Source organism: Flavobacterium noncentrifugens, assembly GCF_900100375.1.
Classification (GTDB): Bacteria; Bacteroidota; Bacteroidia; order Flavobacteriales; family Flavobacteriaceae; genus Flavobacterium; species Flavobacterium noncentrifugens.
Genome location: NZ_FNEZ01000002.1, coordinates 103324 through 124922 on the forward strand (window position 1 = coordinate 103324; position 21599 = coordinate 124922).

Annotated in this window: 18 protein-coding genes, 1 tRNA gene and 1 pseudogene; 6 read left to right on the top strand and 14 right to left on the bottom strand. The window is 40.6% G+C overall.

Going from position 1 to position 21599, the window contains the following annotated elements; genetic code table 11:
- Nucleotides 1-52: 52 nt before the first annotated feature.
- From BLS32_RS05120 to gcvP, 7 genes are all read right to left on the bottom strand, one after another.
- Nucleotides 53-814: an ABC transporter ATP-binding protein gene (locus BLS32_RS05120; RefSeq protein WP_091392609.1), complete on the bottom strand. Its 762-nt coding sequence runs from the start codon at nt 812-814 to the stop codon at nt 53-55.
- Complete coding sequence (locus BLS32_RS05125; RefSeq protein WP_091392611.1) at nt 811-1560, bottom strand: MlaE family ABC transporter permease; 750 nt, start codon at nt 1558-1560, stop codon at nt 811-813. Before BLS32_RS05125 ends, BLS32_RS05120 begins: the two co-directional genes overlap by 4 nt.
- Before the next feature lie 226 nt (nt 1561-1786).
- A complete protein-coding gene (locus BLS32_RS05130; protein ID WP_091392613.1) occupies nt 1787-2638 on the bottom strand; it encodes a glycosyltransferase family 2 protein in 852 nt (283 codons plus the stop codon).
- Nucleotides 2638-3162 (bottom strand): methyltransferase, encoded by a 525-nt coding sequence (locus tag BLS32_RS05135; protein WP_091394586.1) that lies wholly within the window; start codon nt 3160-3162, stop codon nt 2638-2640. Before BLS32_RS05135 ends, BLS32_RS05130 begins: the two co-directional genes overlap by 1 nt.
- A 154-nt stretch (nt 3163-3316) precedes the next feature.
- Nucleotides 3317-4375, bottom strand: coding sequence for a 3-oxoacyl-ACP synthase III family protein (locus BLS32_RS05140; RefSeq protein ID WP_091392615.1), 1059 nt, complete (start codon nt 4373-4375; stop codon nt 3317-3319).
- Nucleotides 4376-4511: 136 nt separating this feature from the next.
- Nucleotides 4512-4877 (bottom strand): group III truncated hemoglobin, encoded by a 366-nt coding sequence (locus BLS32_RS05145; RefSeq protein WP_091392616.1) that lies wholly within the window; start codon nt 4875-4877, stop codon nt 4512-4514.
- A gap of 38 nt (nt 4878-4915) precedes the next feature.
- On the bottom strand, nt 4916-7765 hold the full coding sequence (gene gcvP, locus BLS32_RS05150; protein WP_091392618.1) for an aminomethyl-transferring glycine dehydrogenase: 2850 nt from the start codon (nt 7763-7765) through the stop codon (nt 4916-4918).
- 137 nt (nt 7766-7902) lie between these two features.
- Between gcvP and BLS32_RS05155 the strand changes: the two genes are divergently transcribed.
- A complete protein-coding gene (locus BLS32_RS05155) occupies nt 7903-8730 on the top strand; it encodes a UbiA prenyltransferase family protein (RefSeq protein WP_091392620.1) in 828 nt (275 codons plus the stop codon).
- On the opposite strand, the gene BLS32_RS05160 is transcribed toward BLS32_RS05155, so the two are convergent.
- From BLS32_RS05160 to BLS32_RS05185, 6 genes are all read right to left on the bottom strand, one after another.
- Nucleotides 8727-9545 (bottom strand): thiol-disulfide oxidoreductase DCC family protein, encoded by an 819-nt coding sequence (locus tag BLS32_RS05160; protein WP_091392622.1) that lies wholly within the window; start codon nt 9543-9545, stop codon nt 8727-8729. The two genes, BLS32_RS05155 and BLS32_RS05160, sit on opposite strands and share 4 nt — an antisense overlap.
- Nucleotides 9532-9861: a hypothetical protein gene (locus BLS32_RS05165; RefSeq protein WP_091392624.1), complete on the bottom strand. Its 330-nt coding sequence runs from the start codon at nt 9859-9861 to the stop codon at nt 9532-9534. The genes BLS32_RS05160 and BLS32_RS05165 overlap by 14 nt, the downstream gene beginning before the upstream one ends.
- 51 nt (nt 9862-9912) lie before the next feature.
- Nucleotides 9913-10416, bottom strand: coding sequence for a GbsR/MarR family transcriptional regulator (locus tag BLS32_RS05170; protein ID WP_091392626.1), 504 nt, complete (start codon nt 10414-10416; stop codon nt 9913-9915).
- 385 nt (nt 10417-10801) lie between these two features.
- Nucleotides 10802-12829, bottom strand: a complete 2028-nt coding sequence (locus BLS32_RS05175; protein ID WP_091392628.1) for a M3 family metallopeptidase — start codon at nt 12827-12829, stop codon at nt 10802-10804.
- Nucleotides 12830-12941: 112 nt separating this feature from the next.
- Complete coding sequence (purE, locus tag BLS32_RS05180) at nt 12942-13424, bottom strand: 5-(carboxyamino)imidazole ribonucleotide mutase (protein ID WP_091392630.1); 483 nt, start codon at nt 13422-13424, stop codon at nt 12942-12944.
- 123 nt (nt 13425-13547) lie between these two features.
- On the bottom strand, nt 13548-14702 hold the full coding sequence (locus BLS32_RS05185) for a 5-(carboxyamino)imidazole ribonucleotide synthase (protein WP_091392632.1): 1155 nt from the start codon (nt 14700-14702) through the stop codon (nt 13548-13550).
- Between the two features lie 305 nt (nt 14703-15007).
- Here BLS32_RS05185 and BLS32_RS05190 point away from each other — a divergent pair, with 305 nt between their 5' ends.
- The 5 genes and pseudogenes from BLS32_RS05190 to BLS32_RS05205 all read left to right on the top strand — a co-directional run bounded on the left by BLS32_RS05190 (nt 15008) and on the right by BLS32_RS05205 (nt 18912).
- Nucleotides 15008-17293, top strand: a complete 2286-nt coding sequence (locus BLS32_RS05190; RefSeq protein ID WP_245699340.1) for a GH92 family glycosyl hydrolase — start codon at nt 15008-15010, stop codon at nt 17291-17293.
- Nucleotides 17294-17397: 104 nt separating this feature from the next.
- A complete protein-coding gene (locus tag BLS32_RS05195; protein WP_091394591.1) occupies nt 17398-17835 on the top strand; it encodes an SRPBCC family protein in 438 nt (145 codons plus the stop codon).
- Nucleotides 17836-18132: 297 nt separating this feature from the next.
- A pseudogene (locus BLS32_RS18740) lies at nt 18133-18297 on the top strand (hypothetical protein); the annotation flags it as partial.
- A 37-nt stretch (nt 18298-18334) separates the two neighbouring features.
- Nucleotides 18335-18715, top strand: a complete 381-nt coding sequence (locus tag BLS32_RS05200) for a DoxX family membrane protein (protein ID WP_091392634.1) — start codon at nt 18335-18337, stop codon at nt 18713-18715.
- A gap of 115 nt (nt 18716-18830) precedes the next feature.
- A tRNA-Leu gene (locus tag BLS32_RS05205) sits at nt 18831-18912 on the top strand.
- Nucleotides 18913-19346: 434 nt separating this feature from the next.
- On the opposite strand, the gene BLS32_RS05210 is transcribed toward BLS32_RS05205, so the two are convergent.
- Nucleotides 19347-21590, bottom strand: coding sequence for a hypothetical protein (locus BLS32_RS05210; RefSeq protein WP_139171694.1), 2244 nt, complete (start codon nt 21588-21590; stop codon nt 19347-19349).
- Between the last annotated feature and the right edge of the window lie 9 nt (nt 21591-21599).

Sequence of the window (21599 nt, forward strand, 5' to 3'; positions counted from 1 at the left end):
TAAAATAAAAAACCTGCAATTTTCGTTGCAGGTTTTTTTATGTGATAGGAATTTATCCTTTCAGATACGCTTCCCTTACTTTCTTAAATAAATTTGAAGAATATACAAAATCGACTACTGCCTGATTGTCGGTTTTAAAGATTTCCTCTTTCGAACCCTGCCATTCTTTGAGCCCGTTTTTAAGGAAAACGATGTTCTCGCCAATTTCCATCACCGAGTTCATGTCGTGCGTATTGATTACCGTTGTGATGTTGTATTCTTCAGTGATTTCCTTGATAAGGTTGTCAATCAGGATCGAAGTATTCGGGTCAAGCCCGGAATTTGGCTCATCACAAAACAAATATTTCGGATTGTTTACAATGGCTCGCGCAATGGCGACACGTTTCTGCATTCCGCCAGAAATTTCAGAGGGCAATTTGTTGTGCGCTTCAGTCAGATTCACTCTTTTTAGAACAAAGTCAACACGGTCCTGGTTTTCAGATTTCGACTGCTTGGTAAACATTTTCAATGGAAACGCCACATTCTGCGCCACGGTCATCGAATCAAACAACGCGCTTCCTTGAAAAACCATCCCGATTTCCGTACGCAGTTCGCGCTTTTCATCTTCGCTCATTTCCCAGTAAAAACGGCCGTCATAGGAGATTGTTCCTGAATCGGGTTTGTGTATTCCTAGCAAAGTCTTTAGCAAAACCGTCTTTCCGGATCCGCTCTGCCCAATGATCAAATTGGTTTTCCCGGTTTCAAAAACCGTCGAAATGCCTTTAAGGACTTTGCTGTCGCCAAAAGATTTCTCTAAATTTTTTACTTCTATCATGAGCTTAAGAGCAATTGTGTTAATATGTAATTCAGCAAAATGATCGTCACCGACGTCCATACGAAAGAAACCGTACTGGCTTTTCCCACTTCCAATGCGCCGCCTTTCATGTAATACCCGTGAAATGACGGAATCGTAGCCAGCAACAATCCAAAAAGGAATGTTTTTATAAATGCGTAAACAATGTGAAACGGAATAAAATCCTGTTGTATCCCGCCGATAAATTCGTCACTTGTACCAAATCCGCCATATACTGCAGCCATCCATCCACCTAATATTCCAAGAAACATTCCAATTCCGATAAGGAAAGGGTAGAGCAGCAACGCCATTAATTTTGGAAAAACGAGATAATTTAACGAATTAACACCCATCACTTCAAGGGCGTCAATTTGCTCGGTCACACGCATGGTTCCTATGCTTGAAGTAATAAATGAACCCATTTTTCCCGCCATTACAATGGAAACAAACGTTGGTGCAAACTCAAGAATTACAGATTGCCTGGTTGCAAATCCGATCAGGTATTTTGGAATTAACGGATTGGTAAGATTTAATGCAGTTTGAATAGCAACGACTCCGCCCACGAAAAAGGTTATAAAAGCCACAATGCCAAGAGATCCGATGATTAAATCGTCAATTTCTTTTAAGATCAGGCCTTTCATGACCGACCATTTCGTGGGTTTGTTGAAAATTTCTTTCCACATCAGGAAATACCTCCCAATTTGCGATAAATAGCGAACGAGCATCATACATTTTAAATATACGCTAAAATAGGAAGAAGTTCCGACTTTGACGGCATCGGTTGTCGTAATTTATGATGTTTTTTGGGCGTGTCCCTGCGGGTCGGGCTTTCCGCTACACCCGAGCGAAGCGAATCGACCGAACACAAAACCAAAATTATTATTTTGTGAGGTAATCTTTTTTGTTCGTACCTCACAAAAAAGGATGCCGCTGCAATCCCTCACGCGCCCCGCACTAACGGAAAATCTTCGCTTTCATTTTTTGCAGCCGGTACGACCGAATAAACCGCGCTTGTTCATTCGTAACCAGCAACTGTTTTTTATCCGATCTGGCTTTCCAGAATCCACGGATGTAATCGACAAAAAGCAACGGTTTTTTCTTCATCATCGCGAGTTTAGCTGAGGCAATGGACGTAATTAAAAATCCATAGCCCAAAGTATAAAATGCCTCACCTTGTTTGTAACGTGCGGCTTTGTTGTAGTTTGCGCCGGTTGGCTTCAAGTGTTTGACTTTTAAGGAAGCATCAGTGACCACTTTCCAACCGTAGAATTTCGACAGCAATTCGTCAACAGTATCCCATCCCATCGCCGGTTTCAGGTTTCCGATTTGTAAAAAACATTCTTTTCTGTAGGCTTTAAATGCACCTCGAATGTGGTCTTTATCGGTCAGGTTCTCCAAGATCCATTCGCCGTTTTTTTCGATATAGGCAAATCCGCCGGCCATTCCGACTTTCGGATCTGCTTTAAAAATATTTAAAATGGTTTCAAAATAATTGGCGGGCAGGATCAAATCGGCATCAAGCTTAACAATGATATCGTAATTATGATCCAGCGTCTCAAAACCCTTGTGGAATGCCTGGATTACTTTACTTCCCGGCAAATGAATCGCTTCAGAAGTTTTATTAACTAGCGAAATCCACGAATTTTTAGTTGCAAATTCAGTAACGATTTCAGCGGTTCTGTCGGTAGAATTGTCATTGACAACCACCACTTTTTTTGGTAAAATGGTCTGTGAAGCCAGTGAATCCAAAGTCAGTTGAATGAATGCTTCTTCGTTGTGTGCGGGAATGACAATGTAATACTCCATTACTTTACTTTTTCAGCGTAAACAATGTAGTACCGATTGGTAAATTTTCGAAGCAAAGGCCGAATGCCGATTTGCTTCACAGGATTCGTCCATTTTTGCCTGTCGATGATTTTCCAGCCGGTTTTTTCTAAAAGCCAGTCGAGTTGCCAGTCTTCAAACTCGTGGTAATGCCTGTCCCACATATCTGTTTTGCTGCGGTAAGCAGGAGTAAACCAAAGGCGCATCGGAATGGAGATAAACAATTTCTCCGATTTGATTTCTTTTAAAATCGTATATGGATTCAGCAAATGTTCGAAGATTTCGAACGCTGTCGTAACAGTTGCAGTAGCATTTTTAAGCGCTTCCTGATTTTCGTCAAGGTCTTCGCCGCTGGTATTTGTAACCGAAAAACCTTGTTCTTTCATGATGACTGAAAACGGGTTTTCAACGCCGAGATCGAGTATCGTTTCTGAAGTGGAAATGTGTTTTCTGAGAAATTCTAAAGTGTGCTTGAATCTTTTATTTGGGAATGTCTTTTCGTACATGTGTTTGTTTTTTGCCAAATAGGCGCGAAGCCACAAATATAACAAGATATTCAATAAAAAACGAAAGCCCTAGCCCCGATGGAAACGGAAATCCTTTTGAGGTTTTTTACCGAAAAAGATTGTAGCGTACAGCGGGAAAAGCTCCTGAAAATAATTAATACCTATAAACGATTGCATTTACGTTCATCCCGGCACCAACCGATGCAAAAATGATGACATCGCCTTTATGCAATTCGTGGTTTTCAATTTGCCCGTTGATAATGAGGTCGAACAATGTAGGAACCGTGGCAACACTACTGTTTCCGAGGAAATTGATGCTCATTGGCATAATGTTTTCGGGTGCGGTTTTGCCGTATAATTTATAGAAACGTGCGACAATCGCTTCGTCCATTTTTTCATTTGCCTGGTGGATCAGGATTTTTTTGACGTCGTCGATCGCAATACCGCTTTCATCGAGGCAGTCTTTCATCGCCTGTGGCACATTTACAAGGGCAAATTCATAGATTTTGCGGCCCTGCATTTTGATATAGCGTGTATCGGGATCTTTTTCAGTGTTGAATGATTTCCCAAAAAACAGGTAATTCGCTTCGTCATACGAATAAGTCGCGCTTGAGTGGGAAAGAATTCCGTCGCCATCTTCAGAAGCCTCAATAATAGAAGCGCCAGCACCGTCAGAATAAATCATGCTGTCACGGTCGTGGATGTCAACCACTCTGGAAAGTGTTTCTGCGCCAATGACCAGGCAGCATTTTGCCATGCCGGATTTGATAAAAGCATTGGCCTGAAGCACGCCTTCAATCCAGCCGGGGCAGCCAAAAATGAGGTCATACGCGACACATTTAGGGTTTTTGATCCTCAATCTGTTTTTAACGCGTGTGGCAAGACTCGGTAAAAAATCCGACTGATTCGTGCCTTGTGGAACGTCTCCAAAATTGTGTGCAAAAATGATGTAATCGATTTTTTCTGCATCGATTCCGGCATTTGCAATCGCTCTTTCGGCGGCGAGAAAAGCGATGTCTGAAGTGACGAGATTTTCGTTTACGTAGCGTCTTTCTTCGATTCCGGTAATATTCTTGAATTTTCCGATCACCACGTCATTCGAATATTCAAAAGGTGTTCCGTCATCGTTCAGAAAAACGTGTTTAAAAAAATCGGTATTGGAAACCTTAACTTCCGGAATATAGCTGCCTATTCCTGTTATTTTTACAGTCATCTTATTAAGTATAAAATCGGGCTAATGTAGAAATTTAATGTGGATTAAAAGATTAAAAATTACTATGCATGCATATAATTATTAAATTCTCGTAAATATGATTTAAAAATAATAATTGTGCAACAGTTTTTCAAATTTACTGCATTTTAATTTTCATAATTGTAGCTATGGACAGCGCGCGTGTTTTGGCTTTTTCGGAATTTTTACCGCCAAAATTTGCATCAATCGCAATATAGAAATGATCGAGCCAAATCTCGAATAATTCAGGCGACAATTTTTCTTTCTGATGCAGTTGTTGGTGAATTTGCAGGACATTGTTTTTGTAGTTTCCGGTGTGCAGTAAATTTTGTTCCCAGAAATCGCCGATGGTTGGTAAATGATGTTCAAGATCGATTTTAGCAACATCAGTAAATACGTAACTGATTGCAGGATCATTTAGCAATCTGCCGTAAAAATCACGCATCAGCAAATCAATGTCATTTCGGTTCTGAATGTCTTTCATATAAAAAAATGTCCCGTTTTGAGCGGGACATTTGGTTTTTAGTTTTCCATGTAGGCTTCGATCGGTGCGCAGGAACAGATCAGGTTTCTGTCGCCGTAGGCATCATCGGCACGCCTGACCGTAGGCCAAAATTTATTTTCAGCAATGTATTCCAAAGGAAATGCCGCCTGTTCCCGGGTGTATGGAAAATCCCAGGAATCGGAAGTCAGCATCGCTAAAGTATGTGGAGAATTTTTCAAGACATTGTTTTTATCGTCGGCATTTGCCGTTTCAATTTCTTTTCTGATCGAGATCATCGCATCGCAAAAACGATCGAGTTCTTCGAGGTTTTCGCTTTCCGTCGGCTCGATCATTAAAGTTCCAGCCACCGGAAAAGAAACTGTTGGCGCGTGGAATCCGTAATCCATCAAACGTTTTGCAATGTCGGTTACTTCGATTCCTTTTTGCTTAAACGGACGACATTCCAAGATCATTTCATGTGCCGCGCGTCCCATTTCACCAGTGTATAAAGTGTCGTAATGGCCGCTGAGTCTTTCTTTGATGTAATTTGCATTCAGGATTGCGGTTTTGGTTGCATTGGTCAAACCTTCAGCGCCAAGCATCGTAATGTATCCGTAAGAAATCAGGCAAACCAAAGCCGAACCCCAAGGCGCAGCAGAAATCGCGGTTATGGCCGTTTCCCCGCCGGTTTCAATCACCGGGTTTGTAGGCAAGAACGGAACCAAATGTTGGGCTACGCAAATCGGGCCAACACCAGGACCGCCGCCGCCATGCGGAATCGCAAAGGTTTTGTGTAGGTTTAAATGGCAAACATCTGCGCCAATGGTTGCCGGATTGGTCAGGCCAACCTGGGCGTTCATATTCGCACCGTCCATATAAACCTGTCCTCCATTTTCATGGATCAGTTTGGTGACTTCAATGATCGATGCTTCGTAAACGCCATGAGTCGATGGATAAGTGACCATCAAACACGATAAATTGTCTTTGTGCAGGATTGCTTTTTCGCGCAAATCTTCCACGTCTATATTTCCGTTTTCTAATGTTTTGGTGACAACAACCTGCATTCCGGCCATTGCAGCCGAAGCCGGGTTTGTACCGTGTGCCGAAGCCGGAATCAATGCGATATTCCTGTGAAAATCACCTCGCGATTGATGGTATGCGCGAATCACCATTAATCCGGCATATTCGCCCTGAGCGCCAGAATTGGGTTGCAAAGTCGTTCCTGCAAAACCGGTGATGATATTCAGTTGGTGCTCTAGTTTTTTGAGCATCGTTTGGTAGCCTTCGGCCTGGTTTAACGGTGCAAATGGGTGAATGTTGTTCCAGTTGCCCATGCTTAAAGGCAGCATTTCCGCGGCAGCATTGAGTTTCATCGTACAGGAACCCAGTGAAATCATCGAATGGTTCAGCGCGAGATCTTTTCTTTCGAGCATTTTGATGTAACGCATCAAAGCGGTTTCAGAATGGTATTTGTTGAAAACGTCGTGTTTTAAAAATGACGATGTCCTGTTGAGGTTTTCAGGATAATGTTTTTTTTCACATAAAAATTCGATTTTTGAAGCCGGTTTTCCGGTCGCTTCCGCAAAGATCGAAATGATTTTATTCAAATCGGTGATCGAAGTCGTTTCGTTCAAAGCGATCGAGATCGTTTGTTCGTCGATATAATAAAAGTTGACTTCGTTTTGTTCCGCGATTGCTTTTACTTTCTGCGCATCGGCTTTGATTGCAATCGTGTCAAAATAAGCAGTATTTGTTTGGTATAAGCCGAGTTTTTCCAATTCATTGGTCAATGTCGCAGCCGAAGCATGAACTTTTCCTGCGATGTATTGCAACCCTTTCGGTCCGTGGTAAACGGCATACATTCCGGCCATAACCGCCAGTAAAACCTGGGCCGTACAAATGTTTGAAGTCGCTTTGTCGCGTTTGATGTGCTGCTCTCGTGTTTGCAACGCCATACGCAAAGCACGGTTTCCGTTTGTATCGACAGTCACACCGATAATTCTTCCCGGCATGCTGCGTTTGTATTCGTCTTTTGTCGCAAAGTAAGCGGCATGTGGGCCGCCATAACCTAGCGGAATTCCGAAACGCTGCGTTGTTCCAACAACCACATCAGCACCCATTTCCCCAGGAGAAACCAATTTGGCTAAGCTTAAAATATCTGCAGCAACAGCCGTTTTGATGTCGTTTGCTTTTGCTTTAGCAATGAATCCGGCATAGTCATAAACCTGCCCGAATTTGCCCGGATATTGTAAAATTGAACCAAAAAATTCATTCGAGAAATCGAAAGTTTCGTGGTTTCCAACAACAAGTTCCACACCGATTGGCGTAGAGCGTGTTTGTAAAATCGATAAAGTCTGTGGTAGGATTTCTTCTGAAACGAAGAATTTATTGACGTTGTTTTTCTTCTGGTCGCGGTTTCTGACATCAAAAAGCAATGCCATCGCCTCTGCGGCAGCGGTTCCTTCGTCAAGCAAAGAAGCATTGGCGATTTCCATTCCGGTCAGTTCGATAACTGTGGTCTGGAAATTCAGGATGGCTTCTAATCTGCCTTGAGCGATTTCGGCCTGATAGGGCGTATAAGCCGTGTACCAACCCGGATTTTCAAATACATTTCTCTGAATTACCGCCGGAACGATCGCTGCGTGGTAACCCAAACCAATGTAGGTTTGAAATACTTTGTTCTTGTTTCCAAGCTGCGCAATGTGCTGCGTATATTCATATTCAGTCATCGCAGGCTCTAAATCCAAAGGCGATTTGAGTCGGATGTCATCTGGCAAAGTTTCAAAAATCAATTGGTCCATTGTTTCCGTTCCGATCGTTTTCAGCATGTGCTGCACGTCATTTTCATTTGGGCCAATGTGTCTTAAAGCAAAAGCGTCTGTTTTCATTTAAAATGTAGTTGTGTTTTTAAAAGTGGCGTAAAATTAGGTATTAATCACAAAATTAAATCCTTTTTTAACAGCATTTTTTTACGAATTTTTCAACCGAAATGGCTTCTTGTTAACAGTTTGATTAATTTTGCGGAATGAACTTTTTGAAGCGCATTTTCGACTTTTACCTGCAAGGCAGTATTCACGTGGCATTGTCGGTTTATGCTTTGATCCATGTAACGTTTATTTTGCTGCATTTAACGCCCGATAATTACATGTCAGGATTTGGTTTTTTCGGAACAATCGTCGGCTATAATTTTGTAAAATACGATTCCATTGCGCGATCCGGAAAACCCGAATTGCTGGTGAAGCTAAAATGGTTTATTGCTTTGAGTTTTGCTGCATTTATCGGAACGGCTTTTTGCTTTTTTCATCTTCAGCTGACCACACAAATTGTTTCTGCTGTTTTCCTTTTGATCACGACTTTGTATACATTACCATTTTTTCCGAACCATAAAAATGCCAGAAGTTGGGCCGGACTCAAAATTTACATCGTCGCCTTGTGCTGGGTTGGCGTGACTTTCATTTTGCCTGTTTTGAATGCCGGCATCCCAATGGAAACCGATTTTTTTATCATCTGTGTCAAACGTTTTATATTGATTGTGGTATTGCTTTTCGTATTTGAAATCATTGATCTGGCTTGGGACGATCCGCATTTGCAAACCGTTCCGCAGCAAATTGGCGTAAAGCGTACGAAGCAATTGGGTGTCGCGCTTTTGCTGGTTTTTTTAATTTTGGAATTGTTCCAGATGGATGAAAGTTGGCCACGTTTTATCATCAACAGCGGCCTGATTGCAATTACTTCTTTGTTTCTAATTTTTGCGAATGAAAGAAGGTCGAAATATTATACCGCTTTCTGGACAGAAAGCATTCCTGTTCTGTGGTGGATTTTACTGTTGGCTTTCGGAAAGGCTTTGAATTAAAATGTTAAGATAAATAGTATAGCAATCACGCTATATAAAATCCAGGTGTAACACAAATAAAAGGGCAATTTAAGCAATTGTATCCGTCGGTAATGTTCGGCAAACATTAGCAAAATGCAACATCCAAACCAACCCAAAATTACAAATTGTGGCAATGATTCGAGTTGATTGCAGAGTATAATTGCAAGTAGCAATAAAGAACCCAACAAGGAAACGGTTAGGAGATGTCCGACATAATTCAGAACCGTTTTTCGGCTATGTCTTACAAGAAATGCAATTTGAAAAAGGATTTGGCCAAATGCGAGAACCCATTCGCGGATAAAATTTCCTTTTGGCAAAACGCCGATCATTTCAGAATAATAAAACAAAATGATTGCTGTAAAATTTGCTGCAAAAATCACATACAGCAGCCGGTATTTATAACTGAAATCAGGAATGCATTGTAGGGTTTTTTCATCGGTTTTGTTAGGAATGATTACTTTTCGATTGTAAGAAACAAACGAATATAATTTCCTCAAGAAGTAATTAAAAACTTTTAAATGACCCAATTTTTCAATCCACGGAAAAGAATTTCCGATGATTTTTAACAAACTGTCGATGCCATAAATAACCGTGTTATTTTTACGATCTACGAGCGCAATTTCGTTTGCGGCCCTTTTAATATCAACGAAGCCGTACTCGATTTCAGTCAATTTCGCAAACGGTTTTCTGCCATTTGCATCCAGCATTCCGGTATTTATGAATCCAGCCGTGTAAACTTGGCACAAAGGACAATCGTCATCATACAACAACGTTTGATTTTCAAGTGTTTTCATGATCGGTATTTTTTGAATTGTAAATAAGAATTGAAAGGTAAAGGCATAAGACCAGAGGAATCCCCCAAAGCCAGTCTTGATCAGTGAAATATTTCAAAGGAAAAAAAATGATTACAGACAATAAATAAACCCTTATATAATTGTTTTTAGGGAAGCGCCACCAAAAGCTTAAGCCGGCAATTGCTTGTAAAAATCCGGTAACCATCGTAAGAAGCAGGGCAAAAATAAATATGCCGTCTTTCATCCATGGATAAAAAAGCAAAGTAGAAACCGGCATGAGCAATGCTATTGTATTGAGCTTTTTTAAATCTTTCATAGCTATATTTTTAAACTTTCAGAAAAAAATGAAACATTATTTCAAATTTTTTTATTTCATGATTTTTAAGAACAAACGTCCCAGCCAGTTGTCATTCATTTCAGTGGCTTTGTCAAGCATATTATCTGCGCGAAGCACAAAATCGTACAATTTGGAGGTTTGTGCTACAAAATGTTTTTCTTCTAACGATGTATCGGCTTCGATCATGGAAACTTCTTTCAACACTTTCAATGCCGGTTTAATTTCGCGTTTGCTGCGTTCGCGGGCAATTTTTACGGCCAATTCATCCAAATCTTTTTCAGCGGTAAAAAATTCGCGGCGTTCGCCACTTTTATATTCTTTATATACGATGCCCCAATCCATCAAAGCGCGCAAATTCATACTCGCATTTCCTCTCGAAATCTGTAGCGACTCCATAATATCTTCCATCGAAACCGCTTCGGGCGACACCATCAACAACGCGTGAATCTGCGCCATCGTTTTGTTAATGCCCCATTGCGAGCCCAACGCGCCCCAGGTTTGTATGAATTTATTTTTTGCCTCGTTGAATTCCATAGTTCAAATGTAACACATGTTTTTAAACTTTCAAAAATAAATGAAAGATATTTTAGATTTTTATGTTGTTGCCTTGCACTCCGGGCTGTCCGCTGTATCTTTTGTTTTGTTAATGGATGTTTTGCTAAAGCAAATACCTAACAGCCACTGGCTGTTTTCCTTTTAATTTCAAATACAAAAGGATGCCGCTTCCATCCCTAACGCGGAAGACCGCTGCGCAGAAAGAAGAAAGAAAACTTGAAATTTAAAACCATTAAGGCATTAAGTTCATTAAGCACAATACCTTAATTTTCTAAATGCCCTTAATGGTTCAAATAAAAACAGCCATCAAAAAGACAGCTGTTTGTAAAAATATTTTAAATTGTAAATTGCGCTCATTCACGAATTACAACAATCCCGCACGTTTCAGCAAAGCATCCGGCTTCGGCTCTTTTCCGCGAAAGCGTTTGTACAACACCATCGGATGTTCGGTTCCGCCTTTCGATAAAATGTTGTCTTTAAATTTCTGCGCGACTTCTGCATTAAAAATACCCTGTTCCTGAAAATATTCAAATGCATCGGCATCTAAAACTTCTGCCCATTTGTAACTGTAATAGCCAGATGAATAACCGCCCTGGAAAATATGTGAAAATGCCGTACTCATCGCGTTTTCCTTCACATCAGGATATAAATTCGTGGCAGCGAACTGCTCGGTTTCAAAATCTTTTAAATTCGTAATGCCGCTCGGATCCTGTCCGTGCCAACCCATATCAAGCAGTCCGAAACTCAACTGTCGCAAAGTCGCCATACCTTCCTGAAAACTCGCACTTTCTTTAATCTTTTGGATGTATTCGGTCGGAATCACTTCGCCGGTTTGGTAATGGTGTGCAAACAAAGCCAAAGCTTCGGGCTCGTAACACCAGTTTTCAAAGATCTGGCTTGGCAATTCTACAAAATCCCAATACACGCTGGTTCCTGATAAATTCGGATAAGTCGTGTTGGCCAACATGCCGTGCAAAGCGTGCCCAAATTCATGGAATAATGTCGTCACTTCATTAAATGTCAATAGCGAAGGTTTGGTTGCCGTTGGCTTTGTAAAGTTGCAAACGATCGAAACATGCGGACGTTCATTGATGCCGCCCAAAATATATTGCGATTTATAAGAAGTCATCCATGCGCCGTTGCGTTTTCCTTTTCTCGGAAAAAAATCGGCGTAAAAAATTGACACTAAATTGCCGGTTACATCTTTGACTTCATAAGTCATCACATCTTCGTGGTATTTATCAATGTCGTTGATTTCGACAAAGGTCAACCCGAATAATTTATTTGCTACTGTAAACGCACCTTTCAGTACATTTTCGAGTTTGAAATACGGTTTTAATTTTTCATCATCGAGATTGAACAATTGCTGTTTTAATTTTTCCGAGTAATAAGCACCATCCCATTTTTCAAGCGTTTCAATTCCGTCTAATTCCTTTGCAAATTTGGACAACTCGGCAAATTCTTTCTCCGCAGCAGGTTTTGCTTTCGTTAATAAATCCTGAAGAAAAGCTTTGACTTTCTCCGGGCTTTCGGCCATTCGTTCTTCAAGCACGAAATGCGCATGCGTGGCATAACCCAATACTTTCGCACGTTCAAAACGCAATTTTGCAATCTTTAAAACAATTTCCTGATTATCGAGTTCGTTGTTTTGGAAACCTTTTGCTCCTGAGGCAATCGCCATTTTTTTGCGCAGGTCGCGGTTGTCGGCATACGTCACAAACGGAATGTAGCTTGGATAATCCAAAGTGAAAACCCAGCCTTCTTTATTCAAGCTTTTTGCCAGTTCGCGCGCCGCTTCAACCGTTCCGTCTGGCAAACCGGACAAATCTTTTTCGTCAGTGATGTGCATTTGAAAAGCATGCGTTTCGTTCAACACATTTTCACCAAATTCCAAACTCAGTTTTGACAATTCCTTGTCGATTTCGCGCAGTTCATTCTTTTTATCTTCGGGAAGGTTAGCGCCGTTTCGGGCAAAACCTTTGTATTTTTTATCGAGTAAAGTCGTTTGTTCAGGCGATAAATTCAGTGTGTCTTTTTGTTCATAAACGGCTTTCACGCGTGCAAACAATTCCGGATTTAAAGTAATATCGTTGCTGAATTCCGATAACAAAGGCGACACTTCCTGTGCGATTTTCTGGATTTCGTCATTGGTTTCGGCGGAATGCAGGTTGAAGAAAATATTTGAAATCCGGTCTAAAGTGTCGCCTGCAAAAGACAACGCTTCGATCGTATTTTCAAAAGTTGGCGTTTCGGGATTGTTGACAATGGCTTCAATTTCGACCTTTGCCAATGCAATTCCATCTGTAAAAGCTGGAAGAAAATCTTCGTTTTTGATTTTTGAAAATGGCGCCGTATTGTGTTTGGTCGTAAATTTTGTTGTTAAAATACTCATGTTGTAGATGATTATGGCCTAGCCCTGATAGCAGCGGCATCCTTTATTGACATTTTTTATGGCAATAAAGATAAAGCGGATAGTAGGAAATTGCTCCTAATAAAATGTAAAATTATTGCTTTAAACTTTCAGAAGATTGATTCACTGAGGCTTTCAAACCTTCTTTATACGCGATGATTTTTTCAAGGATGTTTTTGTCATGGCTTCCGAGGATTTGTGCGGCTAAAATTCCGGCGTTTTTCGCACCGTTTAAAGCTACAGTCGCCACCGGAACGCCGCCCGGCATTTGCAAAATCGACAAAATACTGTCCCAGCCGTCGATCGAATTGCTCGATTTCACTGGAACGCCAATGACGGGCAATGGCGACATTGAAGCGACCATTCCCGGCAAATGTGCTGCCCCGCCAGCTCCGGCGATAATGACTGAAAAACCGCGCAAATGGGCATTTTTACTGTAATCAAACAATTTTTCGGGCGTTCGGTGTGCCGACACGATATCGGTTTCAGTTTCGATGCCAAATTGCTTCAATATTTCGATGGCTTCCTTCATGACCGGCATGTCGGAAATGCTTCCCATTATGATTCCTACTTTCATTTAATTGACAATTAATAATGAATAATTAATAATTTTTGGGCGTTGCCTGTGGCCGCGCTTTTCGCTGCAATCTTTTTACGGCTCCGTTGCACTGCGCCGCAAAAAGGATTTCCGCTTCAATCGCTAACGCGAAACTACACGAATGGTATTCTTCACTTCCTCAGCAATTTTTCGCGCTTTCGAAAGATCTTCGTTTACGATCGTCACATGGCCCATTTTCCTGAACGGACGGGTTTCTTTCTTACCGTAAATGTGTGGCGTAACACCGTCGATCGCTAAAATATTTTCGATATTTTCATAAACTACCGGACCGGAAAAACCTTCTTCGCCGACTAAATTGACCATAATTCCCGCCACTTTGCTTTCGGTATTGCCGAGTGGCAGATTTAAAATCGCGCGGATGTGGTTTTCAAACTGAGAGGTATAACCCGCTTCAATCGAATAATGCCCGGAATTATGCGGACGTGGTGCGACTTCGTTGATTAAAATGTCATCTTCATTGGTCAGGAACATTTCCACAGCCAGTAAACCAACGTGATTAAAAGCCTGAGAAACCTGCAAAGCCGTTTCGCGTGCTTTTTGTGCTATGTTTTCGGGAATCCGTGCCGGGCAAATCACATATTCGACCTGGTTTGCTTCAGGATGGAATTCCATTTCAACTACTGGATAGGTTTTTATTTCGCCCGAAACATTTCTCGCAACGATCACGGCGAGTTCCATTTTAAACGGAATCATTTCCTCTGCGATGCATTCGCCTTGCGGCAATCCGATGAAATCGTCCATAGACCGCAATACTTTTACGCCGTTGCCGTCGTAACCAAAACGTGCGCTTTTCCAAATTAATGGAAATTCTAAAACTTCATTTTTTAATGCCGATTTTAAAGCTTCTATATGTGTAAACCTTTCGTGGCTTGCCGTTGGAATGCCTTGATGAACATAAAAATCTTTCTGCTCACCTTTATTCTGAATCATTTTTAAAGTCGACGGCGACGGATAAACCGGCAACCCTTCGTCTTCTAATTTTTGCAGCGCATCGAGATTCACATTTTCGATTTCAATTGTTAGCAAATTGACTTTTTTGCCAAATTGGTATACCGTTTCAAAATCCATCAGGTCGCCTTGTTCAAAATAATTGCAGGCGATCCTTCCGGGTGCTTCCGGAGATGGATCTAAAACATAAGTCTGGATGTCGAATTTGCGGGTTTCCGAAAGCAGCATTTTGCCCAATTGGCCGCCGCCTAAGATGCCGAGTTTGAAATCGGAGGAAAAGTAATTCATGGGATTGTCGTTGTGTTGTGATGCAAATATAAGGAACAAAGTAGATTTACGATTTACGATTTTTGATTTACATCATCATAAATTTTCGATTCACGAATCCTATTTTATTTAAACCATTAAGGACATTAAGTTCATTAAGCCAAAGTCAGGATCGCGCGGATTTGCAATCCGTGCGCGTTAATGACCTTCATTTAACGGCTGTTTTTATTTAGACCATTAAGACCATTAATCTCAAGACCTTAATTTTCTAAATGCTCTTAATGGTTCAAAATTTCGGCTTATCTTAGACCGTATAAAATGTTAAGATGAAAACAAGTTTTTTTTACAGCATGATGTTGCTTCCTGTGTTGCTTTCGGCCCAGCAAAATTTAGTCAAATATGTACGTCCGATCATTGGAACACAAAAAATGGGACATACATATCCCGGCGCGACAGTTCCGTTTGGTGCGGTGCAATTAAGCCCAGAAACCGATACGATTTCGTACGAAAAAAACGGAAAATACAATGGTGATGTTTATCAATATTGTTCGGGTTATAAATATGACGACAAAACGATTACCGGTTTCAGCCATACGCATTTCAGCGGCACCGGGCATTCGGATCTTGGCGATTTTTTAATCATGCCGACGCTGGGAAAACTCCAGCTGAATCCAGGAACGGCAAGCAATCCGAAAAGCGGTTACCGATCGGCGTTTTTGCATCAGAATGAAACCGCAGAAGCCGGATACTATAAAGTCAGACTCGACGATGACAATATTCTCGCAGAAATGACGGCCACCACGCGCGTCGGATTCCATCAATACACGTTTCCAAAATCCGATCAATCGCACATTATTTTTGATCTGATGTCGGGTATTTATAATTATCCCGAAAAAAATGTGTGGACGTATGTGCGCGTCATCAACGACACTTTAGTTACCGGCTATCGCCAAACAAATGGCTGGGCGAGAACACGCACGGTTTATTTTGCCATGTCGTTTTCAAAACCGTTCAAGCAATACGGACAGAAAAATTACGATGCCAAACAAAGTTATCGCGGTTTCTGGGGCAAATTCGACCAAAGTAAAAATTTTCCCGAAATCGCCGGAAAGCAAATCCGCATGTATTTTGATTTTGATACCGATGCAAATGAAAAGATCAGGATCAAATTTGCACTTTCGCCGGTGAGCCAGGACAATGCGCTTGAAAATATGAAAACTGAAATTCCGGGTTGGGATTTTGAAAAAGTCAAACAACAGGCGCAGTCCGATTGGAACAAAGAATTGAATAAAATCGTGATCGATGCTTCCGAAGATGACAAAGTCAATTTTTACAGTTCGATGTACCATACATTTATTAATCCGACCACGTATACCGATGTGAATGGCCAATACAAAGGGCTTGACCAGAACATTCACAAAGCTGAAGGTTTTATCAACTATACGACGTTTTCACTTTGGGATACGTATCGTGCCTTGCATCCGTTTTTCAATATTATCCAGCCCAAACGCAACAATGACATGGTCAAATCGATGCTGGCGCATTACGACCAAAGTACCTTAAAAATGCTGCCAATCTGGTCGCATCATGCCAATGACAACTGGTGCATGAGCGGTTACCACAGCGTTTCGGTAGTTGCCGATGCGATCGTGAAAGGCGTCTATGACGGTGATGCCGAAGCGGCACTCAAAGCCTGCATTGAAACGTCAAACCACAGAAGCTACGACGGAATTGGAGACTACATTGACAAAGGATTTATTCCTGCTGAAAAGAACGGCATTTCTGTTTCAAATACGCTCGAATATGCGTATGACGATTGGTGCATTGCACAAATTGCAAAGAAACTTGGGCATGCCGACATTTATTCGGAATACGTGAAACGTTCCCATAACTGGAAAAACAACTATGATGCATCCACAGGATTTATGCGCGCCAGATTGGGCAACGGCAGTTTTGCGCCAAATCCCGATGTGATGAGTACGCACGACCAGGGGTTTATTGAAGGCAATTCGTGGAATTACAGTTTTTTCGTTCCGCAGGATCCTGAAAGCCTGATGTTGAAAATGGGAGGAAAGCAACAATTCGGAAAAAAGCTAGATACTTTATTTACGATGCATTTGCCCGATTCTTTTTTTGCCGATACCGAAGACATCACGCGCGAAGGCATCATCGGCGGTTATGTACACGGAAACGAACCGGCACATCATGTTGCGTATTTGTACAATTGGTCCGACGAACCCTGGAAAGCACAGGCACAAATCCGGAAAATCTTAAAAATGCAATATAAAAATGCGCCCGACGGCCTTGGCGGAAATGACGATTGCGGGCAAATGAGCGCCTGGTATATTTTTTCATCGCTGGGATTTTATCCGGTAGCACCTGGATCGGACGAATATTCTATCGGAAGCCCGGCAGTAAAATCGGCAGTATTGACATTGGAAAACGGAAAAACTTTTACGTTGGAAGCCATCAATCAGAGCGATAAAAATGTCTATGTCAAAAAGGTTTTACTCAACGGAAAAGCGGTAACCGATTTTAAAATCCGCCACAGCGATATCACAAATGGCGGAAAACTGGTTTTTTATATGGATTCGAAACCGATGAAAAAATAAGCGCATGGAGTCACGTTCAAACCTTAATAATGACCGTTTTACAATTTTTTAGGAAAAGAATTTTGTAACTTTATTCAAAAGCTATGAATATTAAAACGAAAATTATGAAAACGATCAAGAAAACAGTAACGATTACCGCGCCTAAAGAAAAAGTATGGAATGTTTTGGTAGAAGACGAGCTCAATCGTTTGTGGTTTGCAGAATTCAGTCCAGGTTCGCATGCCATTACCGATTGGATCGAAGGCCATAAAGTAACGTTTGTTGACGATTCAAAAAGAGGAATTATTGGTAAGATCGCAGAAAAACATCCGTATGAAATGTTGTCAATCACTTATGACGGAATCTATTCAGATGGAGAAGAGGATTTTGACAGCGACGAAGCCCAAAAAGTCAAAGGCGCATACGAAAAATATTTCCTGACCGAAGAAAACGGAGCAACGACACTTTCGATCGAGTCGGATATGGGCGAAGAATATTTCGATATGATGTCTGAGGCTTGGGACAAAGCGCTTGAAAAAATAGAAACTTTATCATTGACCTAATGGAAGTGCCGGTTAAAGAGGTTCGCATCGAACGGATTTTTAATGCGCCGTGCGAATTGGTTTTCAAATGTTTTACAGATGAAAAACTGCTCGCGCAATGGTGAGGGCCGAAAGGTTTTACGAATCCGGTTTGCGAATTGGATCTGCGTCCAAATGGTAAAATCCGGATTGATATGACCGTGCCGGATGGTACTGTTACCCAATGATAGGGATGTTTCGCATGATCGATCCGCCTGAGCATTTGTTGTTTTCCACGGCTGCTTTGAAGATGAGAATGGCGGTTACAAACTCGAAGACAGCAACACCATTACATCTGAAGAAAACCATGGGCAAACCATGCTGCAGCTTCACGCTGAAGTCATAAAAGCCGAACCCGAAACCTACGAAGCGATTGCCGGAATGGAAGAAGGCTGGAAGGAAAGTTTTGACCGACTGACAGATTTGCTTCGGGAAATTAAATAAATTTAACCCAACAAACATTAATCAAAACCAAATATTTATGAAAATTGCAACAATTATTGTTCGGATTTTGCTGGGACTAATGTTCCTTTTTGCGTCAGTTACTTATTTCTTTCATTTGATGCCACCGCCACCGCCACCGCAGGGAAATACAAAAGTATTTATGGATGGGCTCAACGCTTCGGGTTACATCATGGATTTTGCAAAAGCAATTGAACTCCTTTGTGGCCTGGCCTTTTTATCAGGGCGTTTTGTGGCGCTTGCCAATGTGGTCCTTTTTCCGATTACAATCAATATTTTATTGATAAACATCATGCACATGCCCGAAGGTGCGCCAATTGCGGTAGCTTTGTTCGTCGCGCAATTGTTTTTGTTTTATGTATACAGGCAAAAATATGCACCGCTTTTTGAATCGAAATAACAGCTTAAAATACCATACGCTGTCGTACTTATTTTAATTGCACGAAAAAAGGCATAAAAATTATAGAAAACTGCATTTCGAAATAAAAAAATACAGTAGTTTTGTGCCTCTGAATGCCCTAGTGGCGAAATTGGTAGACGCACTGTGTTCAGGTCGCAGCGCTTTCGGGTGTGCTGGTTCGAGTCCGGTCTGGGGTACTTTTAAAATGCAATTATCTATATTTAAGATAGTTGCATTTTTGTTTTATGTTATTTGCCCAACAATCGCCCAACGAATATATAAATTTTTCTATTTGACTTAAATTTTCTGCCAAACTCATCAAACGTTCATATGAATTAGATTACGTAGGTAATTTATTGTGAATTTTTCTACTCGGCTGATACTTAAAGTTGAACGCCTTAGAACATTTCAATGTTTATTTTATAAAGGCGATATGACGCAAATTTTACGACGATAATGAATATTTGCCGTTACTAATGAAAATTGTTGAAGAAAGATATGTTGATGCAGCGGCTAACACAGAGTTTGTTTATGTTGCAAGGATTTGAATAAGATTGAAGTTGAAAAGCAATTTTCAATATTACTCAATTATTTTGGAACAGAAAGGGCGGGTGTCTTCGAAGTTTATCCTTTAAATATCTAATCGATCAAAAAAATCAGTTAATGAACTTCCTGCAAGTACGGAATAAGGATAATGTTCATTGTCAAGATTACAACCAATTATTACGATTCCGCGCGCGTCCTGTACTTCACCTGAATCGACAATCATCTTAATCACATCATTTCTTTCATCAATTGTTATATTTTTGTATGGATATCCAATTATTGCGTATTGTCTTCTTTTTGGGCCAGTCTTTAAAAGTGACCAGTTATGTTTCTTCAGCGGTTTTCCCTTTCGTACAATCATTTTCAGTTCATTAAACTTTTTTTCGAACAGTATTTGATCTTTCAATAATGTGTGTAAGAGTATATAAGATGACTGAAGCCAATTAGGGCTTTTTCGTTCTTCGACTACATTCAAAATGTCTTGCCAGTATCTGGTTTTGATTAAATGTGGCTTCTTAACCGCTACACCATGCTCCTTTCCCATAAAATAAGGATCAAGTTCTTTAGATTTTAATGTTAAGTTCATAAATGAGCCGTTGAATTCATCTTCGCCGATGTTAAAGCCGGTGTCCAAATAGAATCCAATTAAATCGAGTTCATCGCCCTGAAAAGTCATGTGTGCGTCGAACTCCCTTCTTCGCGCGAAGTAATGTAATTTTTCTGACTGTAATGGTAGCAGATCAAAAATGATTTCTAAATCAGTGAGGCTTATCGATGGAGCTAATTCATTAATTTTGTTTGGAATTATTTTTGCCTCGGTAAGTTTCTTTAAATTACAGCCAATTGATCCTAAATGCGACAAAGTTACTCCCAAAGGAATGAAGTATTTAATGCCGCTCGAATCGAATACGTTAGATTTGCCGCCGGTCGTCTTAAAAGTATGAACTTTCGGATTGCTTTTAAGAAAAGTTTCAAATCTGATTGCTTGTTCTGAAGGCGCTACCACCAATTGTTTTAATGTTTCAAATAACCGATCTTTTGCCCCTCGACGGGCTGGCGGACTAATTGTACCGGATTTGGCTTCGACAATTACTGCGAATTCCTTAACAATTATTAGAAGGTCATTTTCGTAAAGTTTATTAGTGTCAGGACATTTCCATTTGCTTCCTACAAAAATTTGTGCTGTCGGAAACGCTGTTCGGAACAAATCTTCAATTTTCTTTTCAAGATATTTTCCTTTTTCAGCTAAATAATATTTGGTGAGTTCTTTGTCGGTATTGATAAATCCTTCTAATAGGTCAACCGATAGGTGGGAAAACATATACGGCAGCACGGAAAAATATTCAGACTCATCAGTTTTTATAAAAGGCTTTCGGTGGACGGGATTGTTTAGAAAAATGTGATTTTTGTCGGTTCCTTGGAGTTCACCAAATCGAAGTGAAATTTTCTCAAAAATTAGATGACATTCTTCAACCGTAATTTCATGCTGTGTTAACATTTTCAGTTCTTTGGCAGATGAAGTGAAAACTTTTTCCAGTGCCAAGTCCGAATGTTCCATTAGCACTATCTTTAATGACATCAGTTTTCGAGAAACACCCCGCCACATTTTCTCTCGTTGATCGACACTCGTGACTTCTACATCAAAAATTTCTTCATATTTATCAAATACCTCATCATGCGTTTTTCCTTTAACTACTTTTCTGATATTTTGAAAATGTGTATTGAGCTTACTACTCGTATTACTTACGATTCCAAATAATATATCTAAGAATATGTGCGGGTCGAAACCTAACTTATCGCGAAATCGCGTTTGAATGATTGACGCTAAATCACGCGCTACGGACTGCATTTGAGATTCATATGCCCAATTTCTGACAGCCAATGTGTGAAGCATCATTCCCATCCGTAACATTACCAGATGTAACTCATCAATTGAACTAACATTCTGTGTTAATCCGTAATAGGAATAGGATAAATTGGTATTAAGTTTAATTAATGTATCTCGGAAATGTGGAGCATTGCTATGGAGCGGTTCAGCATTATAATGACGATTTTGAAACAATGCAAGACATTGTAAAATCTCAACATAAAAGGGAGGGAAATCTATCTTGCCTTCAATCGCCTCAGTATCGATTCCAGCTCTATTATCTAAAAAGTAGTTAAAAGCAAAAGCACAGAGATATAACGGATCGTAACGTTTAAAATATTGCATAATTTTTTCGAATTCGACCTCATATTCCGCGTTTGCGTCTGCGGCTATATCCTTAAATACCGCCATTTTTTCTTCAAAAGATAAATCCGTTCGAAATGGGTTCGGAGTTTCAAACATTCTTTGCTT

Bases quoted from the DNA above. Each gene is read 5' to 3' on its own strand.
- BLS32_RS05120 (WP_091392609.1), bottom strand. From the start codon at position 814: ATGATAGAAGTAAAAAATTTAGAGAAATCTTTTGGCGACAGCAAAGTC.
- BLS32_RS05125 (WP_091392611.1), bottom strand. From the start codon at position 1,560: ATGATGCTCGTTCGCTATTTATCGCAAATTGGGAGGTATTTCCTGATG.
- BLS32_RS05130 (WP_091392613.1), bottom strand. From the start codon at position 2,638: ATGGAGTATTACATTGTCATTCCCGCACACAACGAAGAAGCATTCATT.
- BLS32_RS05135 (WP_091394586.1), bottom strand. From the start codon at position 3,162: ATGTACGAAAAGACATTCCCAAATAAAAGATTCAAGCACACTTTAGAA.
- BLS32_RS05140 (WP_091392615.1), bottom strand. From the start codon at position 4,375: ATGACTGTAAAAATAACAGGAATAGGCAGCTATATTCCGGAAGTTAAG.
- BLS32_RS05145 (WP_091392616.1), bottom strand. From the start codon at position 4,877: ATGAAAGACATTCAGAACCGAAATGACATTGATTTGCTGATGCGTGAT.
- gcvP (WP_091392618.1), bottom strand. From the start codon at position 7,765: ATGAAAACAGACGCTTTTGCTTTAAGACACATTGGCCCAAATGAAAAT.
- BLS32_RS05155 (WP_091392620.1), top strand. From the start codon at position 7,903: ATGAACTTTTTGAAGCGCATTTTCGACTTTTACCTGCAAGGCAGTATT.
- BLS32_RS05160 (WP_091392622.1), bottom strand. From the start codon at position 9,545: ATGAAAACACTTGAAAATCAAACGTTGTTGTATGATGACGATTGTCCT.
- BLS32_RS05165 (WP_091392624.1), bottom strand. From the start codon at position 9,861: ATGAAAGATTTAAAAAAGCTCAATACAATAGCATTGCTCATGCCGGTT.
- BLS32_RS05170 (WP_091392626.1), bottom strand. From the start codon at position 10,416: ATGGAATTCAACGAGGCAAAAAATAAATTCATACAAACCTGGGGCGCG.
- BLS32_RS05175 (WP_091392628.1), bottom strand. From the start codon at position 12,829: ATGAGTATTTTAACAACAAAATTTACGACCAAACACAATACGGCGCCA.
- purE (WP_091392630.1), bottom strand. From the start codon at position 13,424: ATGAAAGTAGGAATCATAATGGGAAGCATTTCCGACATGCCGGTCATG.
- BLS32_RS05185 (WP_091392632.1), bottom strand. From the start codon at position 14,702: ATGAATTACTTTTCCTCCGATTTCAAACTCGGCATCTTAGGCGGCGGC.
- BLS32_RS05190 (WP_245699340.1), top strand. From the start codon at position 15,008: ATGAAAACAAGTTTTTTTTACAGCATGATGTTGCTTCCTGTGTTGCTT.
- BLS32_RS05195 (WP_091394591.1), top strand. From the start codon at position 17,398: ATGAAAACGATCAAGAAAACAGTAACGATTACCGCGCCTAAAGAAAAA.
- BLS32_RS05200 (WP_091392634.1), top strand. From the start codon at position 18,335: ATGAAAATTGCAACAATTATTGTTCGGATTTTGCTGGGACTAATGTTC.
- BLS32_RS05210 (WP_139171694.1), bottom strand. From the start codon at position 21,590: ATGTTTGAAACTCCGAACCCATTTCGAACGGATTTATCTTTTGAAGAA.